Origin of the sequence: Paenarthrobacter sp. C1 (genome assembly GCF_049315185.1) — a bacterium.
Classification (GTDB): domain Bacteria; phylum Actinomycetota; class Actinomycetes; order Actinomycetales; family Micrococcaceae; genus Arthrobacter; species Arthrobacter nicotinovorans.
This window is the reverse complement of sequence record NZ_CP186052.1, coordinates 167,729-190,997: the sequence shown is the minus strand read 5'-3', so window position 1 is coordinate 190,997 and position 23,269 is coordinate 167,729. Positions and strand designations below refer to the sequence as shown.

Genomic DNA, 23,269 nt, shown 5'->3' with positions numbered 1-23,269 from the left:
TTGTCGTCACAAGGCCATTTTTCGGATGCGCCAACTGACACCGCATTCAGCATGTCTGCGAGCCATGGGCTTGCACCTTCGAAGGGAAACCCTATGGCCCGGAGCCCGGAAGAGTCGCTCAAGGCGACCCTGGCCAGAGTCGCACCCGGAACTCCGTTGCGTGACGGCCTGGAGCGCATCCTCCGCGGGCGCACCGGCGCTTTGATCGTGCTGGGATATGACCGCACCATCGATTCCATCTGCTCGGGTGGCTTCGACATCGGCATCGACTTCTCCCCCACACGGCTTCGCGAGCTGGCAAAGATGGATGGGGCCATCATCTGCGACAAGGACGCCAGCAACATCGTCCGCGCCGCCGTGCAACTGGTCCCGGACTCGAGCATCGAAACCCAGGAATCCGGTACCCGGCACCGCACGGCCGAACGCGTCGCGATTCAAACAGGTGTTCCTGTCATCTCGGTGAGTCAATCCATGCAGATCATCGCGTTGTACGTGAACGGCCTGCGCCACGTCCTGGAAGGGTCGGAGAAGGTCCTGGCACGCGCCAACCAAGCATTGGCGACCCTGGAGCGTTACAGCGCCAGGTTGGACCAGGTCACCAGTTCGCTTTCAGCCTTGGAGATCGAGGCTTTGGTCACGGTCAGGGACGTTGCCGTCACCCTGCAGCGCCAGGAAATGGTCCGGCGCATCTCTGAGGAAATTGCCCAGTACGTCCTGGAACTTGGCGAAGACGGCCGCTTGTTGTCCCTGCAGGTTGAGGAACTCACTGTGGGCCGCGGACCTGGCAGTGAAGTGATCATCCGGGATTACTCGGACCCCAACACCACACCCGAGGAGATTGAGGAAGCCGTGCAGGCGCTGCTCAACCTCGGACCCACGGAATTGATCGACCTCAGCCGCATCGCCCACATCATCGGGTTTGCCGGTGGCGTTGAGCAGTTGGACGCGGTGGTCCAGCCGCGCGGCTACCGTTTGCTGTCCGGTTTGAAGTCCGTGCCAAAGGCTGTCGCCGACCGTCTGGTGGACTACTTCGGCGGGCTGCAGAACCTGATGGCCGCCACTATCGACGATCTCATGACCGTGGACGGCATCGGCGATCAGCGTGCCCGTACGGTCCGCGAGGGTTTGAGCCGCATGGCCGAGGCGAGCCTGCTGGACCGGTTCCTCTAAGCCGCCGGCCGCCGTCGGACGCTTTCCGGCTGGTGTCAGTTCAGCTGGAAAACCGCTTTGGGACTGGCCTTGTTTCCCAGCCGCGCCTCAAATGTGTAGTAGGCGCCCCCGGCGCCGGGTTTGGCGTCGATCACGCCGCAGCCTTCCAGCGACCTGTTCCGCTGCCAGGGGAAGTTCGCAGTCTCGCTCTTGCCCGGTTGGATGGTCTTCACCAGGTCCTCCCCGCCGGTCTGGCAGTCCTTGGAGGAGAAAATGCGGTCGGATCCGCTCATCACCACGTATTCCATCTGGGACGTGCCCACGTTGACTTCGCAAGGTGCAGTGCCGCCGTTGGTGATTGTCATGGTGAGCAGCGGCTTTTCTTCCGCACCGTAGGCGGGCTTGTCGGTTTTCGCGGCGACGGTCATCAGGTTGAAGTCGCATACGGGACTGGGCGAAGCCGACGGGGACGGCGTCGTGGACGCTGCGCTCCCCTGCGTAGGCGCTTGCGCGGGTTCGGAGGTGGACACCGCTTGCGGCTCAGGACTCCCGGCGAAAGTCCCGGCGACAGCCAGCACCCCCACAACCACCAGGGCAATCACCAGCAGCAGGCCGCCGAAAACAACCTGCCGACGACGGCGGTACACGGCAGGGCTGGGACGCCTCTTTTTCGCCGGGGTTCCGGAGGAGCCGCGGGCAGCACCCTTCGCCGGCGCTGTTGAGCGCGCGGTCGACTGCTGCTTACCGTTGGAGGCCATGCTTCTAGGCTAGGCTCGCGGTTGTCAGGGCACCTAACCTACACGCCGCAGGGCAGCAATCCGGGGCTGTGTGACGTCGGCCATGGGCGGGTGCGCGCGGTCGTTTCCACTACAGTGGATGGCAGTATGACACTTCCCGATTCCGTCCAGCTCGCCGGCCTCCACGACGCCCTGGACCAGTGGTTTTCCCGGACAGCCAGGGACCTCCCATGGCGCGAGCCCGACTGCAGCCCGTGGGGCATTCTGGTAAGCGAAGTCATGCTCCAGCAAACCCCCGTGGTCCGGGTCCTGCCCGTGTGGCTCGACTGGATGGAGCGCTGGCCCACACCCGCCCGGTTGGCCGCGGAGCCCTCCGGTGAGGCGGTCCGCCACTGGGGGCGCCTGGGTTATCCGCGCCGTGCGCTCCGGCTGCACGCTGCCGCCGTCGCCATCCGTGAGCAGCATGACGGCAAGGTTCCCGATACTTATCCGGAGCTCCTTGGGCTGCCGGGTGTTGGCAGCTACACAGCTGCCGCCGTCGCCGCTTTTGCCTTCGGACGGCGGGAGACCGTGGTGGACACCAACATCCGGCGTGTCCACGCACGGCTCATCTCGGGGAATGCCCTGCCGGCTCCAGCGCTCACTGCGGCGGAAATGCGCCTCGCCGACTCGCTCCTCCCCGACGACCAGGCCATGTCCGTCCGCTGGAACGCCTCCGTCATGGAGTTGGGAGCGATGGTCTGCACGGCCCGCAATCCCAAATGCGCGGACTGTCCCGTCCGCTCCAGCTGCGCGTGGCTCGCGGCCGGTGAGCCGCCGCCGTCGTATACGCCCAAGGGGCAGTCCTGGCACGGCACCGACCGCCAGGTTCGCGGCGCCGTGATGGCCGTCCTGCGCGAAGCGTCACACCCCGTTCCGCGCGACATGTTTGAGCGGGCGCCCGCGGACCTTGGATTCGAGGCCTCGGGCATCGGCATTCCGCTGGCCGCCCTGCACCGGCTGAACTCGGCACCTGAGCAGCTTGAGCGGGCACTGGACGGACTGTTGGCCGACGGCCTGGCGGAGATGCACGACGACGGCTTGCGGCTTCCGGCGTAGCGGTGCGGCCACCGCCGTCCTACTCTGAAGCATGGGGAACATCGGAGTGGCTTTCACGCTGGCGGGGGCCGTGGCCCTGCTGACCGGCTGCGTTGCCGAGCCTGTCGCCTGCCCGGCGATTGGCCATGTGGCGGGAGTGTCCCTCACTGTGGTTGCCGGGTACGCGGACCAGGTCGGCTCCCTGCGGCTGAAGGCCTGCCAGGACGCCGCGTGCACGGAGAAGGACATCATGCTCAACCCAGGCGCCGTGACAGCGGACGAAAGCTGCACGCCGGACGGGGTGTGCTCGGCTACCTCATCTCCGGATGGCACCCTGCAGGGCTTCCTCGAGCTGCCGGCCCTGAGTGAGTCTCCCCTCGAAGTGACGGTGAACGGCACTTCCAAGACCGGCGCCCCGCTGCCCACCCGCACACTGGAGTTCACACCGAAGGGCGACTACCCGTACGGCGAGAAGTGCGGAAGGGTCATTGCGGCCGGCGTGTGGCTGGATGCGGCGGGGCTGCGGCAACGCTGAGTCGGATTCAACTAGGGTTTCCGCATTGTGGAAACTTGCTTCCGATATTAAACATAGCGGGACCTTGGAATTAGCATTCCGGAAACAAGCCTTCCATAGCGTCTTATGTGATCCCGGACCGTGACCTTGCGCGGCCGTTTGCATAGATAGGCGCCATTGTGAAGATTCCAACATCCGCCACGGCTGTGAGCCCCGCGGCAAAGAAGCCCTTGTACAAATCCTTGTTCTTCCAGATCCTGGTGGCCGTGGTGTTGGGGATCGCCATCGGCTATCTCTGGCCGGACCTTGGTTCCGCTCTCCGCCCACTGGGCGACGGCTTCATCCAGCTCATCAAAATGATCATCGCCCCGCTTATTTTCCTGGTTATCGTCACAGGTATCTCCGCTGTGGGTGACGTGAAAGCCGTGGGCCGGGTAGGAGTGAAGGCGCTGATCTACTTCACTGCCGCTACGCTGTTCGCGCTGGCATTCGGCCTTGCAGTAGCCAACATCGTGCAGCCGGGTGCGGGCCTGAACATCGATCCCGCCACCTTGTCAGCGGATGCGGTGAACGCCAAGACCACCGCTGCTCCGCCCAAAGACGCGGGCCAATTCCTGCTCGGAATCATCCCCACCAGCGTGGTGGGGGCGTTCGCGTCCAACTCATTGCTTCAGGTCCTGTGCTTCGCTGTGTTCTTTGGCGCCGCCATCGTGGTTGTCGGGCGCGAGAAGTGCAAGCCCGTCGTCGATGTCATGGAGACCACCCTGGAGCTCTTCTTCAAGATCATGGGCTGGGTCATGCGGGTTGCACCAGTGGGGGCTTTCGGTGCCATGGCCTTCATCATCGGCCAGTACGGTCTCAGCTCGCTCAGTACCTACGCCCTGCTGATTGCGGCTTGCTATGGCTCAGCCGTGGTCTTCATAGCCTTGCTGTTCGTCGTCGCCTGGGTCTACCCACGCGTCCCGCTGTGGCAGTTCATCAAGTACACCCGCGAAGAGTTCCTGCTGGCCCTGGGTACGGCCTCTACCGAATCGGTGCTGCCCCGCATCATGACCAAGCTGACCAACGCCGGCTGCTCCCGGGCGACAACAGGCCTGGTGGTTCCCACCGGATACTCCTTCAACCTCGACGGCGCCGCGCTATACCTCTCAATCTCCCTCCTGTTCCTGGCGCAGGCCTTCGGCCACAACCTGGACCTCGGGCAGCAGTTGGCCGCCCTCGGCATCCTGATGCTCACGTCCAAAGGCATGGCCGGCGTTCCCGGATCGGCCTTCCTGGCCCTCTCGGCGACGGCAGGCGCCCTGGGGATCTTCCCGGTGGCGGGAGTGGCCCTGCTTCTGGGTGCCGACCGGCTGATGGACTCCATGCGCGTCGTGGTCAACCTCCTGGGCAATTGTGTTGCCACCTTCGTCGTCTCCAAGTGGGAGGGGCAGTTCGATCGCGAGGCCATGCTGGCGGCATTCCGCGGCGAAACAACCAATACAGAGGTCAGTGAAGCCGCCGCTGAACCTTCCGTCCCGGCACTCACGACTCCCCGGCTGACCTCCGATACGTACTCGGCGTAAAGCCCAGGTATTTCCGGAAGTCGTTCGTCAGGTGCGCATGGTCTGCATAACCAAGTTCGACGGCGATCGCCGCAAGGTCCGCTGTTGGATCGGACCTTGCGCGCTCGGCGGCATCCTGCAGCCTGCGACGCCGGATAAGGGCCGAAGGGCTCAGGCCGACGTACTTCCTGGCAAGTCTCTGCAAGGTCCTCGGCGATACTGCCAAGCGGCGTGCTGCATCCTCAATCAGGAGCACGTCCGGTTCGGATGCGATGATGTCCACCATCCGGTTGGCGAGCAACGCCTCGTCGGACGGGACCACGTCCCGGGAAGCCAGCCAGCGAGCGAAAGCAGCCGCCGCACGCTCACGGCGGGTGCCGCCGTCGGGCTGAGTCTTTCCTGTAGGCGGCTCCATCGCTGCTGAGACAGCGGAGACAAGGTCTTCCAGGGGCAAGGCAACTTCCTGGTCGCGCATAGTCCCGGGATCGTCGGTGAAGAGCGGGACCGCAGCCGGGCGGAGCAGGGCGCCAACGGCCCAACCCTTGCCGGTGAGGTCCCGGAATGCCGCCCGGGTTGTGGGACCCGAAAACCCCGCAGCTCCGCTTTGCACCACCAGATTGGAGGCGGGGTAGGCGATCAGGTGCTGTCGGGAGGACCGGCCGGGCTCGATATCCCATTCGGGGATCCAGAACCACTGCACCAGATGGGACACCTCCTCGGGCGCTGGAACGCGATGGAAGGTGGGCAACCGCGCCGGATAGAGGACGCCCTTGAAGGAGCTCTCCACAGGACCTCCGTTCGGTGTGCTGTCGTCAGCGACGAATATACCGCCCCCGGCTGCCGACTGCAGGGGCCACCAGTGGTACTGCCGCGGTGGAGCGCCAGAGTCCCGTCCCTCATGACCGGAATTGCTGCTAGATTATTGCCGGAACTTTGGTGCCAAGCGGCGGCCTGGGTGCTTCACATCCCCCGGTTCTCCCGCACCGGAGTGTCCCGGGCTTCAGCAGGGAGGCCCCTGGTGCTTTGTTCTTGTTTGCGAAGGGCGGGTGGTGTTTGTGCGTTCCGGGGCCGCGGAGGACTGGTCGGATGACGCCAACAAGCTGGCTGATCTGATTGCCAGTGCCGAAGACATCAGGGCGTTCCTGAACGGGCTTACTGAACTGGGCGCGGCGGTAGCGTCCCGGTCCACAGGAACAGCAATTGAGTGTGCGGTGACGTTGGGCCGACGCAAACGTACTGCGACGATTGGAGGCAGCAGCGAACAGGCGATGCTGCTGGACCGGATCGAGCAGTCGCTGGAGCAAGGTCCCTGCATCGACGCCCTGGAGAGCGGGCGCCCCGTCCTTCTCGATGACGCGTTGTCCTCGCCGCAGTGGGACAAATACTGCCAGGAGCTGGCCGCCGTCGGAATGCGGAGCACTCTTGGCGTGCCGATGGAGCTGGAGCATGACTCTGCAGCTGTCCTGAACTTCTTTGCTCCCAAGCCCGGAACATTTACCCGCGAGGCCGTTGCTGGCACGCTCACCTTCGCGGGAATCGCAGGCAAGGCCTTGCGGGTAGCAATCCGGATAACCACCCTGAACGAAACAGCGGAGAACCTTGACGCCGCCATGGAAACCCGGTCGGTCATCGACACTGCCTGCGGTGTGATTATTTCGCAGAACAGGTGCACCCCGGATGAAGCATTCCAGATCCTGAAGAAGGCTTCCAACGACCGGAACCAAAAACTGCATGAATTGGCCCGGGCCCTAGTCAACGGCGTTGCCGGTCGCCGACCATAGCCAGGACTGGACCCGCCGTGAACGGCGTCCTCAGCCGCCCTGCAGCCTCTCCGTGGCCCATCCAAGAAGAGTGAGCTCGAAGGCGGGAGGCCTGAGGGCTTCATGCACGTAGGCATCCAGCTCCAGGAGATCCGCGCTTCCACCTTCTGCCCAATACCGGATCCATAACCGCTCAATCGTCACGATGTCCAGTTCAAGAAGATTCCGAGCTGATTGCCGTGGATCGTTCATCACTGTTCCCCCTAGGTCCGCGCGTATCGATCGTCGGTTCCATCCTGCCGGCCGCCGCAGGCATGAAGCTGTCGCGAATCTGCAAGCGTTGCTGCCCGGCTGGCGCGTAGCGTCGTAGCCATGACCGACACAACCAGCACAGAATCAGTTACCGCAGCCAACGGCCAGTACACCACCCATGGCGTTCCCAACGGCCTGACCAGCCTCACGCCGTTCCTGGCCGTGGCCAACGCGAAGGAAGCCATCCGGTTCTATCGCGACGTCTTCGGAGCCCGTGTGGTGGGCGAGACGGAGATGGGTGGTGTGGTTGTCCACGCGGAGTTGGACTTCGGCCACGGCCATCTCCAGCTTGGCGAGCCAAACCCGGACTACCACTTGGTACCGGCTCCGGATGGCGAGGACGATTGCTACTCCCTGGGCCTGTACTGCGCCGACGCGGACGGCCTGGTCCGCAAGGCCGAGCAAGCAGGAGCAACCGTCCGGGAACCGCTGGCCACCTTTGTTTCAGGTGACCGGTACGCCAGCATCCGGGACCCCTTCGGCGTTCGCTGGTCCATCATGACCCGTGTCGAGGACCTCTCCGAGGAGGAGAGCAACCGCCGGGTAGAGCAGTGGGCGGCCCGGCAGGGTTAGCTGAGGCAGAGGCAGAACGGGTGTCCGGCCGGGTCAAGGAGCACCCGGAATGTTTCCCCTGGCTGGTGATCCGCCTTGCTGGCACCGAGGGCGAGTGCAACTTCCTCACTCTTGTCCAAGTCCTCCACAATCATGTCCAGGTGCATTTGCTGCGGGATGGTCTGGCCGGGCCACACGGGAGCCTGATACACGTCCACCTGCTGGAAAGAGATGCAGTTGCTGCCGTCACCTGGCCGGATATCGAACCAGTCACCCTTGTCCTCGACTTCCCAGCCGAAGAGTTCGGCGTAGAAGGCAGCCAGTGCGGCCGCATCGGGACAATCGATGACAACACTCGGGAATTTAGCTATAGCCATGGTTAAACCTCGTCAGCTGTCTTTTTCATGCGGGCCAGGGCACTCTTCGTGCCCCGTTGGGTGAGGACGTGGACAACTGCGCCAACGCCGGCGGACACAATGGCGAACACCAGGACACCAGGCAAAGAGTCATTGAGGTCCGTGCCGTCCTTGGGGGCGGGCTTGCCCGTTTTCTTCTCCCAGAGTCCTTCCAGCGTCTTGTTGGCGAGCGCGCCGGCGCCCAGGCTCGCGGCGAGTCCAAACAGCTTTACCAGTATGTTCACGAAGATCCTCCATCAAGTCAGCTCACTGCCGGAGCAGTATCTCGCACAACAAGACGGGGCCGCTGCAACAGCAGCGGCCCCGTCCACATTCCTAGTCCTTCTTGAAGGCGTCTTTCACCTTTTCGCCGGCACCCTTGAGGTCTGCCTTGACCTGGTCGCCTTTGCCTTCAGCTTCGAGGCCCTTGTCGTCAGTCAGCTTGCCGGCAGCTTCCTTGGCCTTGCCGCCGAGCTTCTCGCCGGCATTTTCCATCTTGTCGTCTGCACCCATGTCGCACCTCTTTCGTCGTAGGAACCTTGTACCTCTACAACATCACTAATCAGCATACTTAGCAATATTTGGCGGAAAATCCGCGCAAACTAAAGCTCACCGAAGCCCTCTTTCACCAAGCGGCCCACGTACTCGACGGCCTTCGAAGCATCCTTCCCCCGGGCTTCTACGTGGAGGCTGGAGCCCTGCCCCGCGGCGAGCGCCATGAGCGCCATGATGGACATGCCGTCAGCGCCGTTCACCGTCACTTCGGCGTCCAGCCCGGATAGTCCGCCTGCAATCTTTGCCGCCGGACGCGCGTGCATTCCCAGGGGGTTGATGAGTTCGAAGTCGCCGGTTGCATCCGGGTCGCCCAGGCCGCTGGCTTCGGCCGGCCCGTCGCGCCGGTCCGGCTCAGCCCCGCCGCCAAAGCTGACCGCCTCGGCGGCCTTGCGCACATCGTCGACGCAGGCACCTCCTTGCGCAGCGACTGCAGCCGCCACGAGCCCTTCCACCAGCGGGGCATCCGCCAGCTGGACGGCGTCCGGATTGCTGGCGAACTCCATTGCCGACTCAGCCGTCATTACCGCCGAGCCGAGGTCCGTCAGCACCACCACACCGTCACCACCGGAATCCACCAGGGACTGTTCGACGGCGGCCAGCACCTTCTCCAGGCTGGTCCCGATCCGGTCGTCGTCAGTGCCCCCGGCGGCGGCGAGCTCGACGTCGGGCGCCATCTGGGCGGCGAGTTCAACTGCCCCTTCAGCGATCTTGCTGCTGTGCGAAACAACCACGATCCCAACCGTCATCCGTCACCTGCTCCCGCGCCGTCGACTGGACCGGCCGCTGCTTCCGCGGCTGCCCGCAGCAGCAGCGCGGTTGACGCCGCGCCGGGATCACGATGACCGGCACTGCGGTCGCCCAGGTAGCTTGCCCGGCCTTTACGCGCCACCAGAGGGTCCGTTGCCCTGGCCCCGGCCTCCGCTGCGTCCGCGGCAGCTTCCAGCACAGCCAATGCTTCCAGGCCGCTGGCCGCAGCCTTACTTGCGGCCTCCACGGCAGGAGTCCAGGCATCGATCATTGTCTTGTCGCCAACTTCTGCCTTGCCGCGTGCCACGATGCCATCCCGCGCAGCGATGAGGGCCGCTGCGAGCGCGTCGGGATCGACGTCGGTGGCCTCACCCAGGGAGGTTGCCGCACGCAGGTACGCCGTGCCATAGAGCGGGCCGGCAGCACCGCCCACTTTGGACATGAGAGCCATGGCCGCAGCCTTCAACGCAGCTCCGGCGGTTTCTGGCGGGCTTTCATCGAGCTTCTGCAGCACGGCTTGGAAGCCGCGGTCCATGTTTTCGCCGTGGTCGGAGTCGCCAATGGGCCGGTCCAGCTCAATCAGCTCCACCCTGTGCTCCGCCATCGCTTTCGCGGACAGCCTCAACCATTCCTGCGCCCATTTGACGTCAAGGCCCATGCTCAGGCTCCCCATCGCAGGGCGGCGGTGTGAACAGGGGCGTCCCAGAGCCTGGTCATTTCATCGTCAAGGCGCAGCACCGAGACGGAACAGCCCTGCATTTCCAGGGACGTCACATAGTTGCCCACCAAGGAGCGCTCCACGGTGGCACCACGCTCGGCGAGGACGTGCGCCGCCCGCCGGTAGACGATGTACAACTCACTCAGCGGCGTCCCGCCCATGCCGTTGACGAACAACAACACCTTGTCGCCGGAGGCCAGGGAAAGGTCCTCCAACACAGGTTCAAGCAAGCGGTCCGTGATGGCGTCGGCGCTTTCCATGGCGATCCTGTGGCGGCCGGGCTCTCCGTGGATGCCGATGCCGATCTCGATCTCGTCATCGGCCAGTTCGAAGCTCGGCGTTCCCGCGTGGGGCACCTTGCAACCGGACAGGGCGACGCCCATGGTACGGACGTTGGCAACTACCCTCTCGGCGATGGCCGTCACGGCGTCGAGGTCGTCTCCGCGTTGCGCGGAAGCTCCCGCGATCTTCTCCACCAGGACGGTCCCGCCAACACCGCGGCGCCCGGCCGTGTACAGCGAGTCCTCCACGGCCACGTCGTCGTTGACCAGCACCGACCGGACGCGCACACCTTCGGCCTGCGCCATTTCGGCTGCGGTTTCAAAGTTCAGGACGTCGCCGGTGTAGTTCTTCACGATATGCACGACGCCGGCACCCGAGTCGACGGCGACGGTCGCCGGAATGATCTGGTCCGGTGTTGGTGAGGTGAAGACAGCGCCGGGGACAGCGGCGTCGAGCATGCCGAGTCCGACGAAGCCTGCGTGGAGGGGCTCGTGGCCGCTGCCACCGCCGGAGACGAGGGCAACTTTGCCCGCAACCGGTGCACCTTTCCGGACGACGAACTTGGGGTCGGGGTGGACGTCCACGATGTCGGCATGCGCCATGCCGAACCCGTCAACGGACTCGTCCACCACGGCGCGTGGATCATTGATGAGCTTTTTCATTGGATGCTCCTGGCGTGCTGTGGCTGGTGCTCTGACCCTACTACCGGCAGCCGGGGCCCCGGTAGGCCTTACCGGGTGGGAAACAGTACTTAAATAGCGGCAGGAACAGCCCTGATAGCTGTCCCTGCCGCTGTCGATGACGAGCCCCTAGTCCTTGGTGGGCGGAGCCGTCACTCCGTCCGCCTCCGGCCTGGGATTGAACTCGGGCCAGAACGCCGAGTAGAGGTCCGGGTCCGAATTCCTGTCGCCGGTCCAGTGGACTTCATGCGGCCACGGCCCGTGGGGGAGGTCGATCTGGAAGGCGGAGAAATCCGGGAACGTGACCCTATGGTCCATTGTCCGCATCCCCTTCAGCTGTTCAGAACGGCGTCGCCGCCGGTGGCAACGTCTTCCAGCAGGACGGTCTGGTCGATGACCGGCAGCCCTACGACGTGCCCAAAGCTGAACATGTTGTGCGGATCCAATTCGGCCTTGGCCTTGCGGAGGCGCTCACGGACGCTTGGTCCCCACGGACGCTCCCGGTCCTCGGCGTCCACGAAGTGTCCGTGCAGGTTGACGAACGTCCCGCCGCTGGAGGCGTCGCGCAGGTCCTCGCGAACGGCGTCGAACACGCCCGGAAGCAGCTCCGCCAAAGGCGGGACAGCCATGCCCGCCATGAAGAAACTGAACGCGGCGTCGCGGGCTCCCACCATGTCTTCCCCGTCAGCGCAGACAGCCAAAGCCCCACCCAGGAGCCGGATTTCGGCCATCAGCACGGGGCTTGGGACGTCGGGACCGAAGTGCCGCAGGATGGCATCCTTGGCGCCCTGGTCCAGGCGGTCCAGCAGGAAGCCCCGTTCCCGCACGGGCACTGGCTGCTCCGGATCCTGATGGACCATGTCCATTTGGGTGGATTCCAGGGGGCCCGTTCCGTCCATCATGAACGGAGCGCTCTTGCGCATTGGCTCCAGGAGCTGCGTGGCCACAGCGGCATCGCCTTGGTAGGCGTAGCGAAGGTGCACGACGAACTTGCCGCGCAGGGGCTCGGGGACGATGTCCATATCCGGCAGCCGCAGGAACGCCAACGACGCCGATGCTTCCGGTGGCAGCTCCGGCACCCATTCGCTGAACTGCTGCAAGACAGCGGCTGCATGGACGCCGTCGTAGTAGAGGCCGCCGGCAAAGAGGTCCGAACTTGGGAACAAATGGAATTCCATGGCAGTGACGATGCCGAGATTCCCTTTGCCTCCGCGCAAGAGGTAGAAGAGTTCGGAGTTCTCGTCCTTGGTCACCCTGCGCTGGGTGCCATCGGCGGTGACGAGCTCAAAGGCAATGACGTGGTCCGAGGCGAAACCGTACTTGCGGCCGAGGATCGGCAAGCCGCCGCCCAGCGTGTAACCCACCACGCCGACGTCGGTGGTGGAACCGCAGAGTCCCATCAATCCGAAGGTCGCGGCGTGGTCCACCACCGCCCTCCAGCGGACGCCCGCACCCACGCGGGCCGTCTTCTCGATGGGATCGATGCTGAGTTCCAGCATGCGGCGGGTGCTGATCAGCAGCCCGCCTTCAATGGCATTGGTTGCGCCGTGCCCGGTGGACTGTACGGAAACGGGCATCCTGCGTTCTGCAGCCCAACGGACCGCCGCCGCAACGTCCTCTGCGTCGAGGGCGCCGAAGGCAAGATCCGGTTGGTGCTGGGTGGACAAATTAAAGGCCGCTACCTCTGCGGCGAAGCCGGGATCGGCAGGCGTGAACACTGGACCGCGCACGCTGAGTTGGAGTTCTGAAACATCTGAAAAGGACGCGTGGGACTGCATGATCTTCTCTCAAATTGACCGAGTGGTGGAAGCTTCCCCAGCAAGCCTTGACCAGTTTATCCATCAACTGGATATATGAGAAGAGTTAATAAATCACCCATAATCGGGCAGGGTTGATTGCACGCCAAGTTGCGTGGATTTTTTTGTGGATCTTTTCGCCTGGATTTTTTCGGGAAGTGCCGCGTACGCCCTAAAGCTGCTTGATCATGCGGGTGTTGCCCAGGGTATTGGGCTTGACCCGGGCGAGGTCCAGGAATTCTGCCACACCTTCGTCATGCGAGCGCAGCAGCTCGGAGTAGACCTGCGGGTCAACGGCCGACTGGTCCGCCATGACTTCGAATCCATGGCGCTTGAAGAAGTCCACTTCAAAGGTCAGGCAGAACACCCGGCTGACACCCAGCGCCTTCGCCTCTTCCAGCAGGTTCTCCACCAGCACATGACCCACGCCGCGGCCACGCCAGGAGTCAGCTGCGGCCAGAGTGCGGATCTCTGCCAGATCCTCCCACATCACGTGCAGGGCTCCGCAGCCGATGACCTCGCCGGAATCGGACTCGGCAATCCGGAATTCCTGGAGACTCTCGTAGTAAGCCACAGTCTCCTTGGCCATCAGGATCCGCTCCTCGGCCAAGGGTGCCACCAACCTCTTGATGGCCGCCACATCGCTGGTGCGGGCAGGGCGAAGGCTGAAGGACGAATTCACTCCCCCATCCTAACGAGGTGCGCGGAAGTGGGGGCTTCGTGACCACAAACGTGGGTGCCGCGTCCTGCGCCAAGACTTATTGGCCTAAGAGTTGGTACGGCAGCCATCCTCTTACGCACGGAATCGGCTTCCAGTTCGCAAAGTTCATCCAACGCCAGGCCACGGCCGCAAGCGCATCTGGCAGCACGGCGGAATACTGGAGATTCCCGACGCCTATGCCCCCGGCATCCGGCGGTTGTGCGGAAGCTGATCCGCCAAGCTGCCGTCCTGCATCAGACCCCCAGCTCCTCCGGCAGCGCAACGTCCTCGCCCAGCACCTGCTTGGCCAGGAAGTGTTCCACCACGCCATACCAGACCTTCGCGTGCTGCGGCTGCAGCACCCAGTGGTTTTCGTCCGGGAAGTACAGGAAGCGGTGCGGGCTCTGGCCATTCTCATCAGCGGGCAGCTGGGAGGAGGACAGGAGCTCGTACCAAAGACGCAGGCCTTCACCGATCGGTACCCGATAATCCTTGTCTCCATGGATCACCAGCAGGGGCGTTTTGATGTTGCCCACGTTCAGGTGCGGGGAATTGGCCATGGCCATCTCCACGGTCATTTCCTTCAGCCAGTACTGGGCCGCATCAGTGGTGGGACCGAACTGGTCCAGCGCCCACAGGCTGGCGTGGGTGACGATCGCCTTGAACCGATCCGTCTGGCCGGCCACCCAGTTGGCCATGTAGCCGCCGAACGAGCCACCCATGGCCGCAGTCCTTGTTTCGTCAATGTCCTGCCTGGCCACCACCGCGTCAGTGATGGCCATCAGGTCCGTGAAGGGCTTCTTTCCCCATTCACCCCAGCCGCGCTCGATAAATTCCTGCCCGTAGCCCGTGGACAGGGCGGGATCCGGCAGCAGGACGGCGTAGCCCTTGGCAACCAACAGCCACGGGTTCCAGCGCCAGGTCCAGGCATTCCACGAGCCCAGGGGGCCGCCATGGATCCACAGGAGCAGCGGTGCGGGGCTGTCTGCGGAGGCCTTGTCCGGGAGCGCCAGATAAGCGGGCACGCGTGAGCCGTCTTCCGCCGTCGTCTCCACACGCTCCAGCCTGCCCTTGTAGGCGGGACGTTCCGCCGGCGCCGGCAGCCGGACCACCTCTCCGGTGGCGAGGTCGATCCGCACGGCCTCGGGCGGGAACCCGTACGAGCTGCGCAACGCATACGCTGTGGTTCCGTCGGGTGAAACCACGACGTCGGTGTACGCCGCACCGTCCTTCGTCACCTGGGTAACGCCACCGTCGGCGACGTTGATCCTGAAAATCGGCGACGCGCCGTCGTCGTCCGCTTTGGCAAGGATGGCAGAGCCGTCCGGCAGCCAGGCGAGCGCAGTTGCCCATCGGTCCCACTGGTGGGCGAGGGGCTCCAGATCAGTGGTTTCTCCGCCCGCAACGTTCAGCAGGTGAAGCTTTACCTGGGGCGCCTGCGTGGGCGTCGTGTCGCTTTCGCTCTCCACCACCAGCGTGCGGTTGTCCGGGCCGACCGGCCCAGGGAAGTAGCTCATGCCCTCATGGTCCAGCAGCACCTTGATGGCGCCCGTGGCGACGTCGACGGCGGCGAGCACCTCGCGGCTGTCTGCTTTCGCAAGCGCTTTGGTCATGCTTGTGTAGATGGTCTTGCCGTCGGGACTCACCACGGTTTTGGCCTCGCGCAGCGAACCGCCGACGCCGGGCGTCAAGTTGCGAAGCGTGAGCGGCGCGCTGGCATCCACGGTGGAAGGTTTGCCGGGCTCCTTCGCCTCGCCCGGCTCCACAGCGAAGAGCCGCGGCTCTGCGGGACCGAGGTCGGCATCCCAGTAGCGTACGGGGTAGCCCGTGTGCAGAATGGCGGAAACTTTTTTATCCTTGCGGGCCTTGCGGCGTTCTTCGTCGTTGTCCTCGTCCGTGGAACCGGCCAGGACCTCGGCATTGACGAAGGTCGCGTCTGCGTCCTTCGCGGCCATGACGGAACTGATCCCGCCGGCCCGGGAGTGCACCACGCGGGCTTCTCCTCCGTCCGCGGGGAGCAGCCATAGTGCGTTGACGGGGTCGGCGTCCGGGCTTTCCGGATCCGGGCGCGCCGAGGTGAAGTACAGGTCGCCATTGGCGGCGAAGACGGCGCCGGCCTCACCTTTGGCGCTTCGGGTGATGCGGCGTGCGTGGTTCCGGCCGCTGGGGTCGAGCTCCCAGAGGGCCGTAGCGAATTCTGTCGCCTTGCCGTTCAGCGTCGTCACGGTGGTGACAAGGCGCTTGCCGTCCGGGCTTAGGGTGAGGCCGGCAACCCGTGGAATGGAGAGGTAGTGGTCCAGATCGTGGAACGGTGTTTCGGGCTGTTCGCCCGAGGCATGAGTGTCAGCAGAGTCCATGCTCTGATTCAACACGAAATGTGCTCCTGATCACACATGTTTTCACTCAGAGTGAAACAGTACTTTCAGATATTCCCCAAGGTCTCAGAGGCGCCGCAAAGCCTCGACTACTGCGACGGTTCCATCTTCGGTAGCTATGCGCGCCGCGAGTTCCTCCGCCCGCTGTGCATACGACGGGGTGTTCACGGCTAGATTGATGGCCTCTCCGAGCCGTTCTGCAGTGAGCTTCTTGTACGGGATTGGCCCGGGTCCGGCACCGAGGGCGGCCACCCGGGAAGCCCAGAGAGGCTGGTCCGTGTAAACGGGCACGCCCACGGTCGGCATACCGGCACGCAAGCCGGCGGCGGTGGTTCCCGCCCCTGCGTGATGAACCACGGCAGCCATGCGCGGGAACAACCACTCATGCGGAACACTTCCGATGCCGATCGCGTCCGGACCCAGGGAATCCTCCACGCCCTGCACCACAGCCCTCACCCCGGCGCGGCGCGTGGCTTCGAGGATGAACTCCGGGTCAATGTGTGCACTGCTGCCAAAGCCCACGAAAACAGGCGGCGGACCGTCGGCCAGGAAATCCACCAGGCCAGCAGGCGGTTGCCAATCCTGTTTGACGGCGGGCCACCAGTATCCGGCCATCACCAAGCCGGGATGCCAATCGGCGGGCCTCGGGAGAACGGTCGGGCTGACGCCGTGCAGGACAGTGGCCGACGCCTTCCTCCGCCTCCGCTCTCCGGCCGCACGGCTTTCCTTTTTCAGCCCCAGCGCCTTTCGAAGGCGGGCGCTGGGGGCGTCATAGGGCGCCGGGCCAGCGGATGCGCGCTCACCAATGATCCTGTTCCCCAGCGAACCAAGACTGCGTGCCGAGTTCATCAGCACAGGCGGATAGGCGGCGCTTGGTTCGGTCGGCTGCAGGTGTGCCCCGAGGGCGGGAATGCCGAATGCCTCCGCAACGTCATACGCGTAGGGCGCCACCGAATTGGCCAGAATCACGTCGGCCCCAGCCTCGGCCGCCGCGAGAGTGCCGGTGGCGGCATCGTCCATGTACTCCCGGAGGTTTCTCCAGAAATCGAGCACGCTTGCACCCTGGGCCTTTGCACCCGGGGTATTTGCACCCGGGGCCTTTGCACCCGGGGCCGGGTGGCTGATCAAAGCCGCCAGGTCACCGGGCAGGAGCCTGAATTCGCACCCCGAATCCACCACCAAAGGCGCATAGGCAGGGTTGGCCGCAATCGCAACCTCGAAGCCCAGGCCCTGCAAGCGGTTACCTAGCCCGGCCATGGGGGCAACGTCACCCCGCGTGCCCGGAGCCACCATCAAAACGCGCATGAATTCCTTTCTCGGATTGCACAAAGCCCCGCCTGCTCCTTGCGGAGCGGGCGGGGCTTTGTGCTGTGAGGCTATGTGCCTTACGCGGTGGGAGCGATCTCCGGGATGCGCGGCTTGGCGTTCCCTTCGAACGTGAACTTGGCGTCGTCACCTTCGCCATCCACATCCACCACGACGATGTCGCCGGAGTGGATCTCACCGAACAGGATCTTCTCGGACAGCTGGTCCTCGATCTCGCGCTGGATGGTCCGGCGCAGCGGTCGGGCACCCATGGCGGGATCGTAACCACGCGTGGCCAAAAGTACCTTGGCTGCGGGCGTGAGCTCGATGCCCATGTCCTTGTCCTTGAGGCGGCGCTCCAGGCGGGTGACGAACAGGTCCACGATCTCGATGATCTCGTCCTGGGTCAGCTGCGGGAACACCACGACGTCGTCAACGCGGTTGAGGAACTCGGGGCGGAAGTGCTGCTTGAGCTCTTCCGTGACCCGGGCACGCATCCGGTTGTAGCCCGTCTGGGTGTCCGTGCCGGACTGGAAGCCCGTGGCCACGCTCTTGGAGATGTCGCGGGTACCAAGGTTGGTGGTCATGATGATCACGGTGTTCTTGAAGTCCACCACGCGGCCCTGGGAGTCGGTCAAGCGGCCGTCTTCCAGAATCTGCAGCAGGGAGTTGAAGAGGTCCGCGTGGGCCTTCTCTACTTCATCGAACAGGACCACGGAGAACGGACGCCTGCGGACCTTCTCGGTGAGCTGGCCGCCTTCTTCGTAGCCGACGTAGCCCGGAGGAGCACCGAAGAGACGCGAAACCGTGTGCTTCTCGGAGTACTCGGACATGTCCAGCGTGATGAGGGCGTCCTCTTCACCGAACAGGAACTCGGCAAGAGCCTTGGCGAGTTCGGTCTTTCCGACGCCGGTCGGGCCGGCGAAGATGAACGAGCCACCGGGACGCTTGGGGTCCTTCAGGCCTGCACGGGTGCGGCGGATGGCCTGCGACAGAGCCTTGATGGCCTCGTCCTGGCCGACGACGCGCTTGTGCAGTTCGTCTTCCATCTTGAGCAGTCGAGAGGACTCTTCCTCGGTGAGCTTGAAGACAGGGATGCCCGTGGAGTTCGCAAGAACTTCGGCAATCAGGTCTTCGTCAACCTCGGAAATGTCGTCCATGCCGCCGGACTTCCAGTTGCGTTCCTTCTCCGCGCGCTCGGCAATGAGCTTCTGCTCCTTGTCGCGCAGTGAGGCAGCACCCTCAAAGTCCTGGGCGTCGATGGCGGATTCCTTCTCCATCTTCACTTCGGCAATGCGCTCGTCCATGGCCTTGAGCTCCGGCGGAGCCGTCATCCGACGGATGCGCAGGCGTGCGCCGGCTTCATCGATGAGGTCGATCGCCTTGTCGGGCAGGAAGCGGTCCGAAATGTAGCGTTCGGCCAGCTGCGCGGCTGAGGCGAGGGCGCCGTCGGTGATCGTGACGCGGTGGTGTGCCTCGTAACGGTCGCGAAGGCCCTTGAGGATCTCGATCGCGTGCGCGACGGAGGGTTCCTTGACCTGGATCGGCTGGAAGCGGCGCTCAAGAGCGGCGTCCTTCTCGATGTGCTTGCGGTACTCGTCCAGGGTGGTGGCACCAATGGTCTGGAGTTCGCCACGGGCAAGCATCGGCTTCAGGATGGACGCAGCATCAATGGCGCCTTCGGCAGCACCTGCACCAACGAGGGTGTGGATCTCGTCGATGAACAGAATGATGTCGCCGCGGGTGCGGATTTCCTTGAGGACCTTCTTCAGGCGCTCTTCGAAGTCACCGCGGTAGCGGGAGCCGGCAACCAGTGAGCCAAGGTCCAGCGTGTAGAGCTGCTTGTCCTTGATGGTCTCCGGGACATCGCCGCGGACGATCGCCTGGGCGAGGCCTTCGACGACGGCGGTCTTGCCGACGCCCGGCTCACCGATCAGCACGGGGTTGTTCTTGGTGCGGCGGGAGAGGACCTGCATGACGCGTTCCATCTCCTGCTCGCGGCCGATCACAGGATCGAGCTTGTTTTCGCGGGCAGCCTGCGTCAGGTTGCGGCCGAACTGGTCCAGCACCACTGAGCCGGCGGGGGTACCTTCGGGCTGGCCCTGGCCGGAGCCGCTGCCTGCGGTCTCCTTGCCCTGGTAGCCGGAGAGCAGCTGGATGACCTGCTGGCGGACCCGGTTGAGGTCTGCACCAAGCTTGACCAGCACCTGTGCGGCAACGCCTTCGCCTTCGCGAATGAGGCCGAGCAGGATGTGCTCAGTACCGATGTAGTTGTGGCCGAGCTGCAGTGCCTCGCGGAGCGAAAGCTCAAGCACCTTCTTGGCGCGCGGCGTGAAGGGGATGTGACCGGACGGGGCCTGCTGGCCCTGGCCGATGATCTCCTGCACCTGCTCGCGAACGCCATCGAGCGAAATGCTCAGGGACTCGAGCGCCTTGGCTGCAACGCCTTCACCCTCGTGGATCAGACCCAAGAGGATGTGCTCGGTACCAATGTAATTGTGGTTGAGCATCCGTGCCTCTTCTTGGGCAAGGACGACCACGCGACGGGCACGGTCCGTAAATCTCTCAAACATTTCGCCACACTCCTAGCTACGACGTACTTTGATGCTACGTGCCCGGGCAACACTTTTGGAGCGTGTTCGCCACAGGGGAAACATGACGTCGTTGCGGAATAAATCCAGTTGGCAGCCTTGACCGGAAGCGCCGGCGGTGACACCCTGCCGCCCTGCCCGCAGGAGGAACCCGGGCTGTGGGTTTTCGGACTCGGGCCCCTGGAATCGCGGTGAATCAAAAATGGGCTCTAAGGAGCCTTTCCACCGGGGCAGGGGATTCACAGAATATTCCCAGCCATGGGCTGGCCGGAGCCTAAACAAACCCCGCTTAAACAACGAATGCCCCGGCAGCATCTGCCGGGGCATTGAAGTGATGAATCAGGAATTGGCCTTTTGGTAAGCTTCCTGAATTTCTGCCTGAATACGTCCGCGGCTGTTGACCGTGTAACCGTTGTCACGGGCCCATTGCCGGATCTGCGCGGAATCCTGGTTACGGGCTGCAGTAGCGCGGCCCCGCGTTGCACGACCGGAAGTCTTCCGGGCCTTGGCTACGTATGGTTCCAGGGCCTTCCGGAGGGAAGCTGCGTTAGCGGTGGACAGGTCCATCTCGTAGCTCACGCCGTCCAGGCCAAAGCGGACAGTTTCGTCCGCGGCCCCTTCATCCAGGTCATCGACGAGGATGATTTTTACTTTCTGTGCCATGAGTTGCCTCTCATTCGGAGGGTTGGATAATCAGAAATTCCCCGGGTTTCTTTCTTGATTATCTGTCACGGCAAGCATGCACGTCAAAGAACAATTGGATTCCTCCGTTAGCGGAAGCCAATTGCGGGCTTATTTAGCCGCTGGACCTTCCGGAGCCGGACCCTGATTTCTCAAATTGGCCTCCTCCTGCGCGCGGGCTTCCGCTTGGCGCTCGGATTTATCCGCGTTGAAGATCGACTTCATGGCGAACCAGAAAATCAAACCGACCACCACGGACGGCGCCAGGACTGCGATGTACTCCATGATCAGTGCCCTTCAGGCTTCAACAAGGGGAAAAGAATGGTTTCGCGGATACCGGCACCGGTGAACAACATGACCAGGCGGTCGATGCCAAGCCCGATTCCACCCATGGGCGGCGCGCCATATTCGAGTGCGCGGAGGAAGTCCTCGTCCAGCTGCATGGCTTCTTCATCACCGGCGGCAGACCTGCGGGATTGCTCCGTAAGGCGTTCGCGCTGGATAACAGGGTCAATCAACTCGGAGAATGCCGTACCGCGCTCCATTCCGCCAATAATGAGGTCCCAGGCCTCAATCAGGCGGCCATCCTCGCGGTGCGGGCGGGCCAGGGGCTGGGCCGACGGCGGGTAGTCATAGACAAAAGTCGGGTTAAGGAGCGTGGGCTCGACGATTTCGCCGAAGAGTTCCACCACGATCTTCTCGGCATCCCATTTCGGGTCCACCTTGACGTCGTGCTTGGCGGCAATCGCCAACAACTCCTCCACAGTGGTATCCGGCGTAATTTCCACGCCCACTGCTTCGGAAATACCGGGGTATACCGCAAGCCAGGCCCACTCGCCGTCGAGGTTTATTTCCCCGGCTTCGGTCTGGATGGTGCGGGTACCCACAACATCTGCCACATTCAGGATGATTTCCTTCATGCGATCTGCCATGACGAACTGGTCAGCCCATGCCTCGTAGCATTCAAGCGTGGTGAATTCCGGACTGTGGGTGGAGTCCACGCCCTCGTTGCGGAAGACCCTGCCCATGTCGTAAACACGATCAATTCCGCCCACCACTGCGCGCTTAAGGAAAAGCTCCGTGGCAATGCGGAGGGTCATTTTCTGGTCGAATGCATTCATGTGCGTTTCGAACGGACGGGCCGTGGCGCCGCCGTGGACCAGCTGCAGGATGGGGGTTTCCACCTCCACGTATCCGTGGCGGTCAAGGGTGTCGCGGACCGAACGGGTGATGGCGGCACGCTTGTAAACCATCTCGCGGGCTTCGTCACGGACCATGAGGTCCACGTAGCGCTGGCGGACGCGGGTTTCTTCGTTCAACTCTGCGTGCAGCACGGGAAGCGGGCGCAGGGCCTTGGAAGCCATGGACCAGGAATCTGCCATCACGGACAGCTCGCCGCGACGGGAGGAGATGACCTCTCCCTTGATGAATACGTGGTCGCCGAGGTCGACCAGGGCCTTCCAATCGGCCAGTGCTTCTTCGCCTACGTTCGCGAGGCTCAGCATGGCCTGCACGCGCACGCCCTTGCCGTCCACGCCGCCTTCCTGGAGGGTGGCGAAGCAGAGCTTGCCGGTGTTGCGCACAAAGACCACGCGGCCGGTGATGCCTACGACGTCTCCGGTGGTCTCGTCGGCCTGGAGGTGCCCGTATTTCTCGCGGATTTCGCCGAGGGAATGGGTCCGTTCGACACCCACCGGATAAGCCTCTGTGCCCCGCTCGATCAGCTTGGCGCGCTTCTCCATGCGGATGCGCATTTGCTCGCTGGCGTCGACGGGCTCTGCGGAGGTGTTCAGGGCTGGGGTGTTTGCGGAAGTCACAGTCCTTAAGTTTACCGGTGATTGCGGACCTTCATTTCCGGACTTCGCCCGACGGTGAAAAGCATAGACTCGGACGGTGGAGACATGGACAGTTGAAACGAACGACGGCGGCGGGCGCCTTGAGGTGCACAGCTTCAGGCCCGCGTCGGCTGCCACAATCCCCGGTTCCAAAGCGCCCGCGGAAACGGCCGGCGTCGTGCTTGTCCACGGCACCCTGGTGACTGATGCCCTGTACTGGCCGTTCGCGCGTACCCTCAGCGTGATGCTGGGCCGCCCGGTCCACAGCTACAACCGCCGCGGCCGTGGCCATTCGGCACCGCAGCCCCCGGGCTATTCCGTCGACACTGAGATCGCGGACCTCCAGTCAGTCATGGAAAAGAGCGGATCCACCGACGTCGTAGCGCACAGCTACGGTGGGTTCGTGGCGCTCCAGGCCGCACGGCGGACCACCATCAACCGGCTGGTCACCTACGACGCCGCGGTGTCGTTGTCCGGCAACCTGAGCAGCCGGTGGCGGCCGGAGCTGGAGGAAGCAGTCACCGCGGGCCAGTTGGACCAGGCCTGGGCGCACCTTGTACAGGGGTTGGGAACGGCTGGCCCGATTTCCTATCTTCCGATGCGGGCCCTGCGGACTTTGAGCGTGCTGTCCGCCCAAACCAGGCTGGGACTGGAGATGCGTTCCCTGCTGCCCACCGCCGTCGTGGAAATGCGGGCGGTCCTTGACGCTGACGCGCACATTGGGGACTTCACAAAAATCTCCACTCCAACCCTCATGCTCAGCGGCGGCTGGAGTCCGTCATACTTCGCCGAAACGGCCCGGGCGCTGGCCGGCGCGGTGCCCGCGATCGCGTTCGCGCAGGTACCGCTGCAATTCCACGAAGGCCCGCTGCGCCCGGGACGGCGGCTTGCCGCACGGGTGGCCCGGTTCCTCTCGGGGAACCACCTCCCCGTAGGACAGGCAGAAGCCACCTAAGATGTTCCG

25 protein-coding genes are annotated in these 23,269 nt (G+C 63.9%); 7 read left to right on the top strand and 18 right to left on the bottom strand.

Going from position 1 to position 23,269, the window contains the following annotated elements:
- Positions 1-93 precede the first annotated feature (93 nt).
- A complete protein-coding gene (gene disA / locus ACNAOU_RS00925) occupies positions 94-1,170 on the top strand; it encodes a DNA integrity scanning diadenylate cyclase DisA (protein ID WP_018780121.1) in 1,077 nt (358 codons plus the stop codon).
- A gap of 35 nt (positions 1,171-1,205) precedes the next feature.
- On the opposite strand, the gene ACNAOU_RS00920 is transcribed toward disA, so the two are convergent.
- Positions 1,206-1,907: a hypothetical protein gene (locus ACNAOU_RS00920; protein WP_018780120.1), complete on the bottom strand. Its 702-nt coding sequence runs from the start codon at positions 1,905-1,907 to the stop codon at positions 1,206-1,208.
- Between the two features lie 126 nt (positions 1,908-2,033).
- Between ACNAOU_RS00920 and ACNAOU_RS00915 the strand changes: the two genes are divergently transcribed.
- The 3 genes from ACNAOU_RS00915 (at position 2,034) to ACNAOU_RS00905 (ending at position 5,042) form a co-directional block, all read left to right on the top strand.
- On the top strand, positions 2,034-2,984 hold the full coding sequence (locus ACNAOU_RS00915; protein WP_018780119.1) for an A/G-specific adenine glycosylase: 951 nt from the start codon (positions 2,034-2,036) through the stop codon (positions 2,982-2,984).
- 31 nt (positions 2,985-3,015) lie between these two features.
- Complete coding sequence (locus tag ACNAOU_RS00910; RefSeq protein WP_422757820.1) at positions 3,016-3,498, top strand: hypothetical protein; 483 nt, start codon at positions 3,016-3,018, stop codon at positions 3,496-3,498.
- A 158-nt stretch (positions 3,499-3,656) separates the two neighbouring features.
- Complete coding sequence (locus ACNAOU_RS00905) at positions 3,657-5,042, top strand: cation:dicarboxylate symporter family transporter (RefSeq protein ID WP_422757819.1); 1,386 nt, start codon at positions 3,657-3,659, stop codon at positions 5,040-5,042.
- On the opposite strand, the gene ACNAOU_RS00900 is transcribed toward ACNAOU_RS00905, so the two are convergent.
- Positions 5,002-5,808: a helix-turn-helix domain-containing protein gene (locus tag ACNAOU_RS00900; protein ID WP_422757818.1), complete on the bottom strand. Its 807-nt coding sequence runs from the start codon at positions 5,806-5,808 to the stop codon at positions 5,002-5,004. The genes ACNAOU_RS00905 and ACNAOU_RS00900 overlap by 41 nt on opposite strands.
- A 262-nt stretch (positions 5,809-6,070) precedes the next feature.
- Here ACNAOU_RS00900 and ACNAOU_RS00895 point away from each other — a divergent pair, with 262 nt between their 5' ends.
- Positions 6,071-6,802, top strand: a complete 732-nt coding sequence (locus ACNAOU_RS00895) for a GAF and ANTAR domain-containing protein (protein WP_422757817.1) — start codon at positions 6,071-6,073, stop codon at positions 6,800-6,802.
- Between the two features lie 30 nt (positions 6,803-6,832).
- Here ACNAOU_RS00895 and ACNAOU_RS00890 read toward each other — a convergent pair whose 3' ends face one another.
- Entirely contained in the window at positions 6,833-7,033 is a 201-nt protein-coding gene (locus tag ACNAOU_RS00890) for a hypothetical protein (RefSeq protein ID WP_018780114.1), read from the bottom strand.
- Positions 7,034-7,153: 120 nt separating this feature from the next.
- Between ACNAOU_RS00890 and ACNAOU_RS00885 the strand changes: the two genes are divergently transcribed.
- Entirely contained in the window at positions 7,154-7,666 is a 513-nt protein-coding gene (locus ACNAOU_RS00885) for a VOC family protein (RefSeq protein WP_422757816.1), read from the top strand.
- On the opposite strand, the gene ACNAOU_RS00880 is transcribed toward ACNAOU_RS00885, so the two are convergent.
- The 15 genes from ACNAOU_RS00880 to lysS all read right to left on the bottom strand — a co-directional run bounded on the left by ACNAOU_RS00880 (position 7,663) and on the right by lysS (position 22,287).
- On the bottom strand, positions 7,663-8,022 hold the full coding sequence (locus ACNAOU_RS00880; RefSeq protein ID WP_422757815.1) for a VOC family protein: 360 nt from the start codon (positions 8,020-8,022) through the stop codon (positions 7,663-7,665). The genes ACNAOU_RS00885 and ACNAOU_RS00880 overlap by 4 nt on opposite strands.
- 2 nt (positions 8,023-8,024) lie before the next feature.
- Complete coding sequence (locus ACNAOU_RS00875) at positions 8,025-8,285, bottom strand: DUF4235 domain-containing protein (RefSeq protein ID WP_422757814.1); 261 nt, start codon at positions 8,283-8,285, stop codon at positions 8,025-8,027.
- Between the two features lie 91 nt (positions 8,286-8,376).
- Positions 8,377-8,553, bottom strand: coding sequence for a CsbD family protein (locus ACNAOU_RS00870; RefSeq protein WP_018780110.1), 177 nt, complete (start codon positions 8,551-8,553; stop codon positions 8,377-8,379).
- Between the two features lie 89 nt (positions 8,554-8,642).
- A complete protein-coding gene (gene dhaM / locus ACNAOU_RS00865; protein ID WP_422757813.1) occupies positions 8,643-9,341 on the bottom strand; it encodes a dihydroxyacetone kinase phosphoryl donor subunit DhaM in 699 nt (232 codons plus the stop codon).
- The gene (dhaL, locus tag ACNAOU_RS00860) at positions 9,338-10,000 is read right to left on the bottom strand and encodes a dihydroxyacetone kinase subunit DhaL (RefSeq protein WP_110505888.1); all 663 of its coding nucleotides are present in this window, start codon (positions 9,998-10,000) and stop codon (positions 9,338-9,340) included. The genes dhaM and dhaL overlap by 4 nt, the downstream gene beginning before the upstream one ends.
- A gap of 2 nt (positions 10,001-10,002) precedes the next feature.
- On the bottom strand, positions 10,003-11,004 hold the full coding sequence (gene dhaK / locus ACNAOU_RS00855; RefSeq protein ID WP_422757812.1) for a dihydroxyacetone kinase subunit DhaK: 1,002 nt from the start codon (positions 11,002-11,004) through the stop codon (positions 10,003-10,005).
- A 147-nt stretch (positions 11,005-11,151) separates the two neighbouring features.
- Positions 11,152-11,340: a hypothetical protein gene (locus ACNAOU_RS00850; protein ID WP_018780106.1), complete on the bottom strand. Its 189-nt coding sequence runs from the start codon at positions 11,338-11,340 to the stop codon at positions 11,152-11,154.
- Between the two features lie 14 nt (positions 11,341-11,354).
- Positions 11,355-12,800, bottom strand: coding sequence for an FAD-binding oxidoreductase (locus ACNAOU_RS00845; protein WP_275777307.1), 1,446 nt, complete (start codon positions 12,798-12,800; stop codon positions 11,355-11,357).
- Positions 12,801-12,990: 190 nt separating this feature from the next.
- Complete coding sequence (locus tag ACNAOU_RS00840) at positions 12,991-13,500, bottom strand: amino-acid N-acetyltransferase (protein ID WP_422757811.1); 510 nt, start codon at positions 13,498-13,500, stop codon at positions 12,991-12,993.
- A gap of 272 nt (positions 13,501-13,772) precedes the next feature.
- On the bottom strand, positions 13,773-15,875 hold the full coding sequence (locus tag ACNAOU_RS00835; RefSeq protein WP_422758649.1) for a S9 family peptidase: 2,103 nt from the start codon (positions 15,873-15,875) through the stop codon (positions 13,773-13,775).
- An 84-nt stretch (positions 15,876-15,959) separates the two neighbouring features.
- Positions 15,960-17,198, bottom strand: a complete 1,239-nt coding sequence (locus ACNAOU_RS00830; RefSeq protein WP_354628375.1) for a glycosyltransferase — start codon at positions 17,196-17,198, stop codon at positions 15,960-15,962.
- A gap of 80 nt (positions 17,199-17,278) precedes the next feature.
- Positions 17,279-19,771 (bottom strand): ATP-dependent Clp protease ATP-binding subunit, encoded by a 2,493-nt coding sequence (locus tag ACNAOU_RS00825; RefSeq protein WP_018780101.1) that lies wholly within the window; start codon positions 19,769-19,771, stop codon positions 17,279-17,281.
- A gap of 357 nt (positions 19,772-20,128) precedes the next feature.
- Positions 20,129-20,452 carry a histone-like nucleoid-structuring protein Lsr2 gene (locus ACNAOU_RS00820; protein WP_018780100.1) on the bottom strand — a complete coding sequence of 108 codons (324 nt, stop codon included), beginning with the start codon at positions 20,450-20,452 and terminating at the stop codon, positions 20,129-20,131.
- Positions 20,453-20,581: 129 nt separating this feature from the next.
- A complete protein-coding gene (locus tag ACNAOU_RS00815; RefSeq protein WP_018780099.1) occupies positions 20,582-20,755 on the bottom strand; it encodes a hypothetical protein in 174 nt (57 codons plus the stop codon).
- Positions 20,756-20,757: 2 nt separating this feature from the next.
- Positions 20,758-22,287, bottom strand: a complete 1,530-nt coding sequence (gene lysS / locus ACNAOU_RS00810) for a lysine--tRNA ligase (protein ID WP_039239172.1) — start codon at positions 22,285-22,287, stop codon at positions 20,758-20,760.
- A 76-nt stretch (positions 22,288-22,363) separates the two neighbouring features.
- Here lysS and ACNAOU_RS00805 point away from each other — a divergent pair, with 76 nt between their 5' ends.
- Positions 22,364-23,260 carry an alpha/beta fold hydrolase gene (locus ACNAOU_RS00805; RefSeq protein ID WP_422757809.1) on the top strand — a complete coding sequence of 299 codons (897 nt, stop codon included), beginning with the start codon at positions 22,364-22,366 and terminating at the stop codon, positions 23,258-23,260.
- The last annotated feature ends 9 nt before the right edge of the window (positions 23,261-23,269 follow it).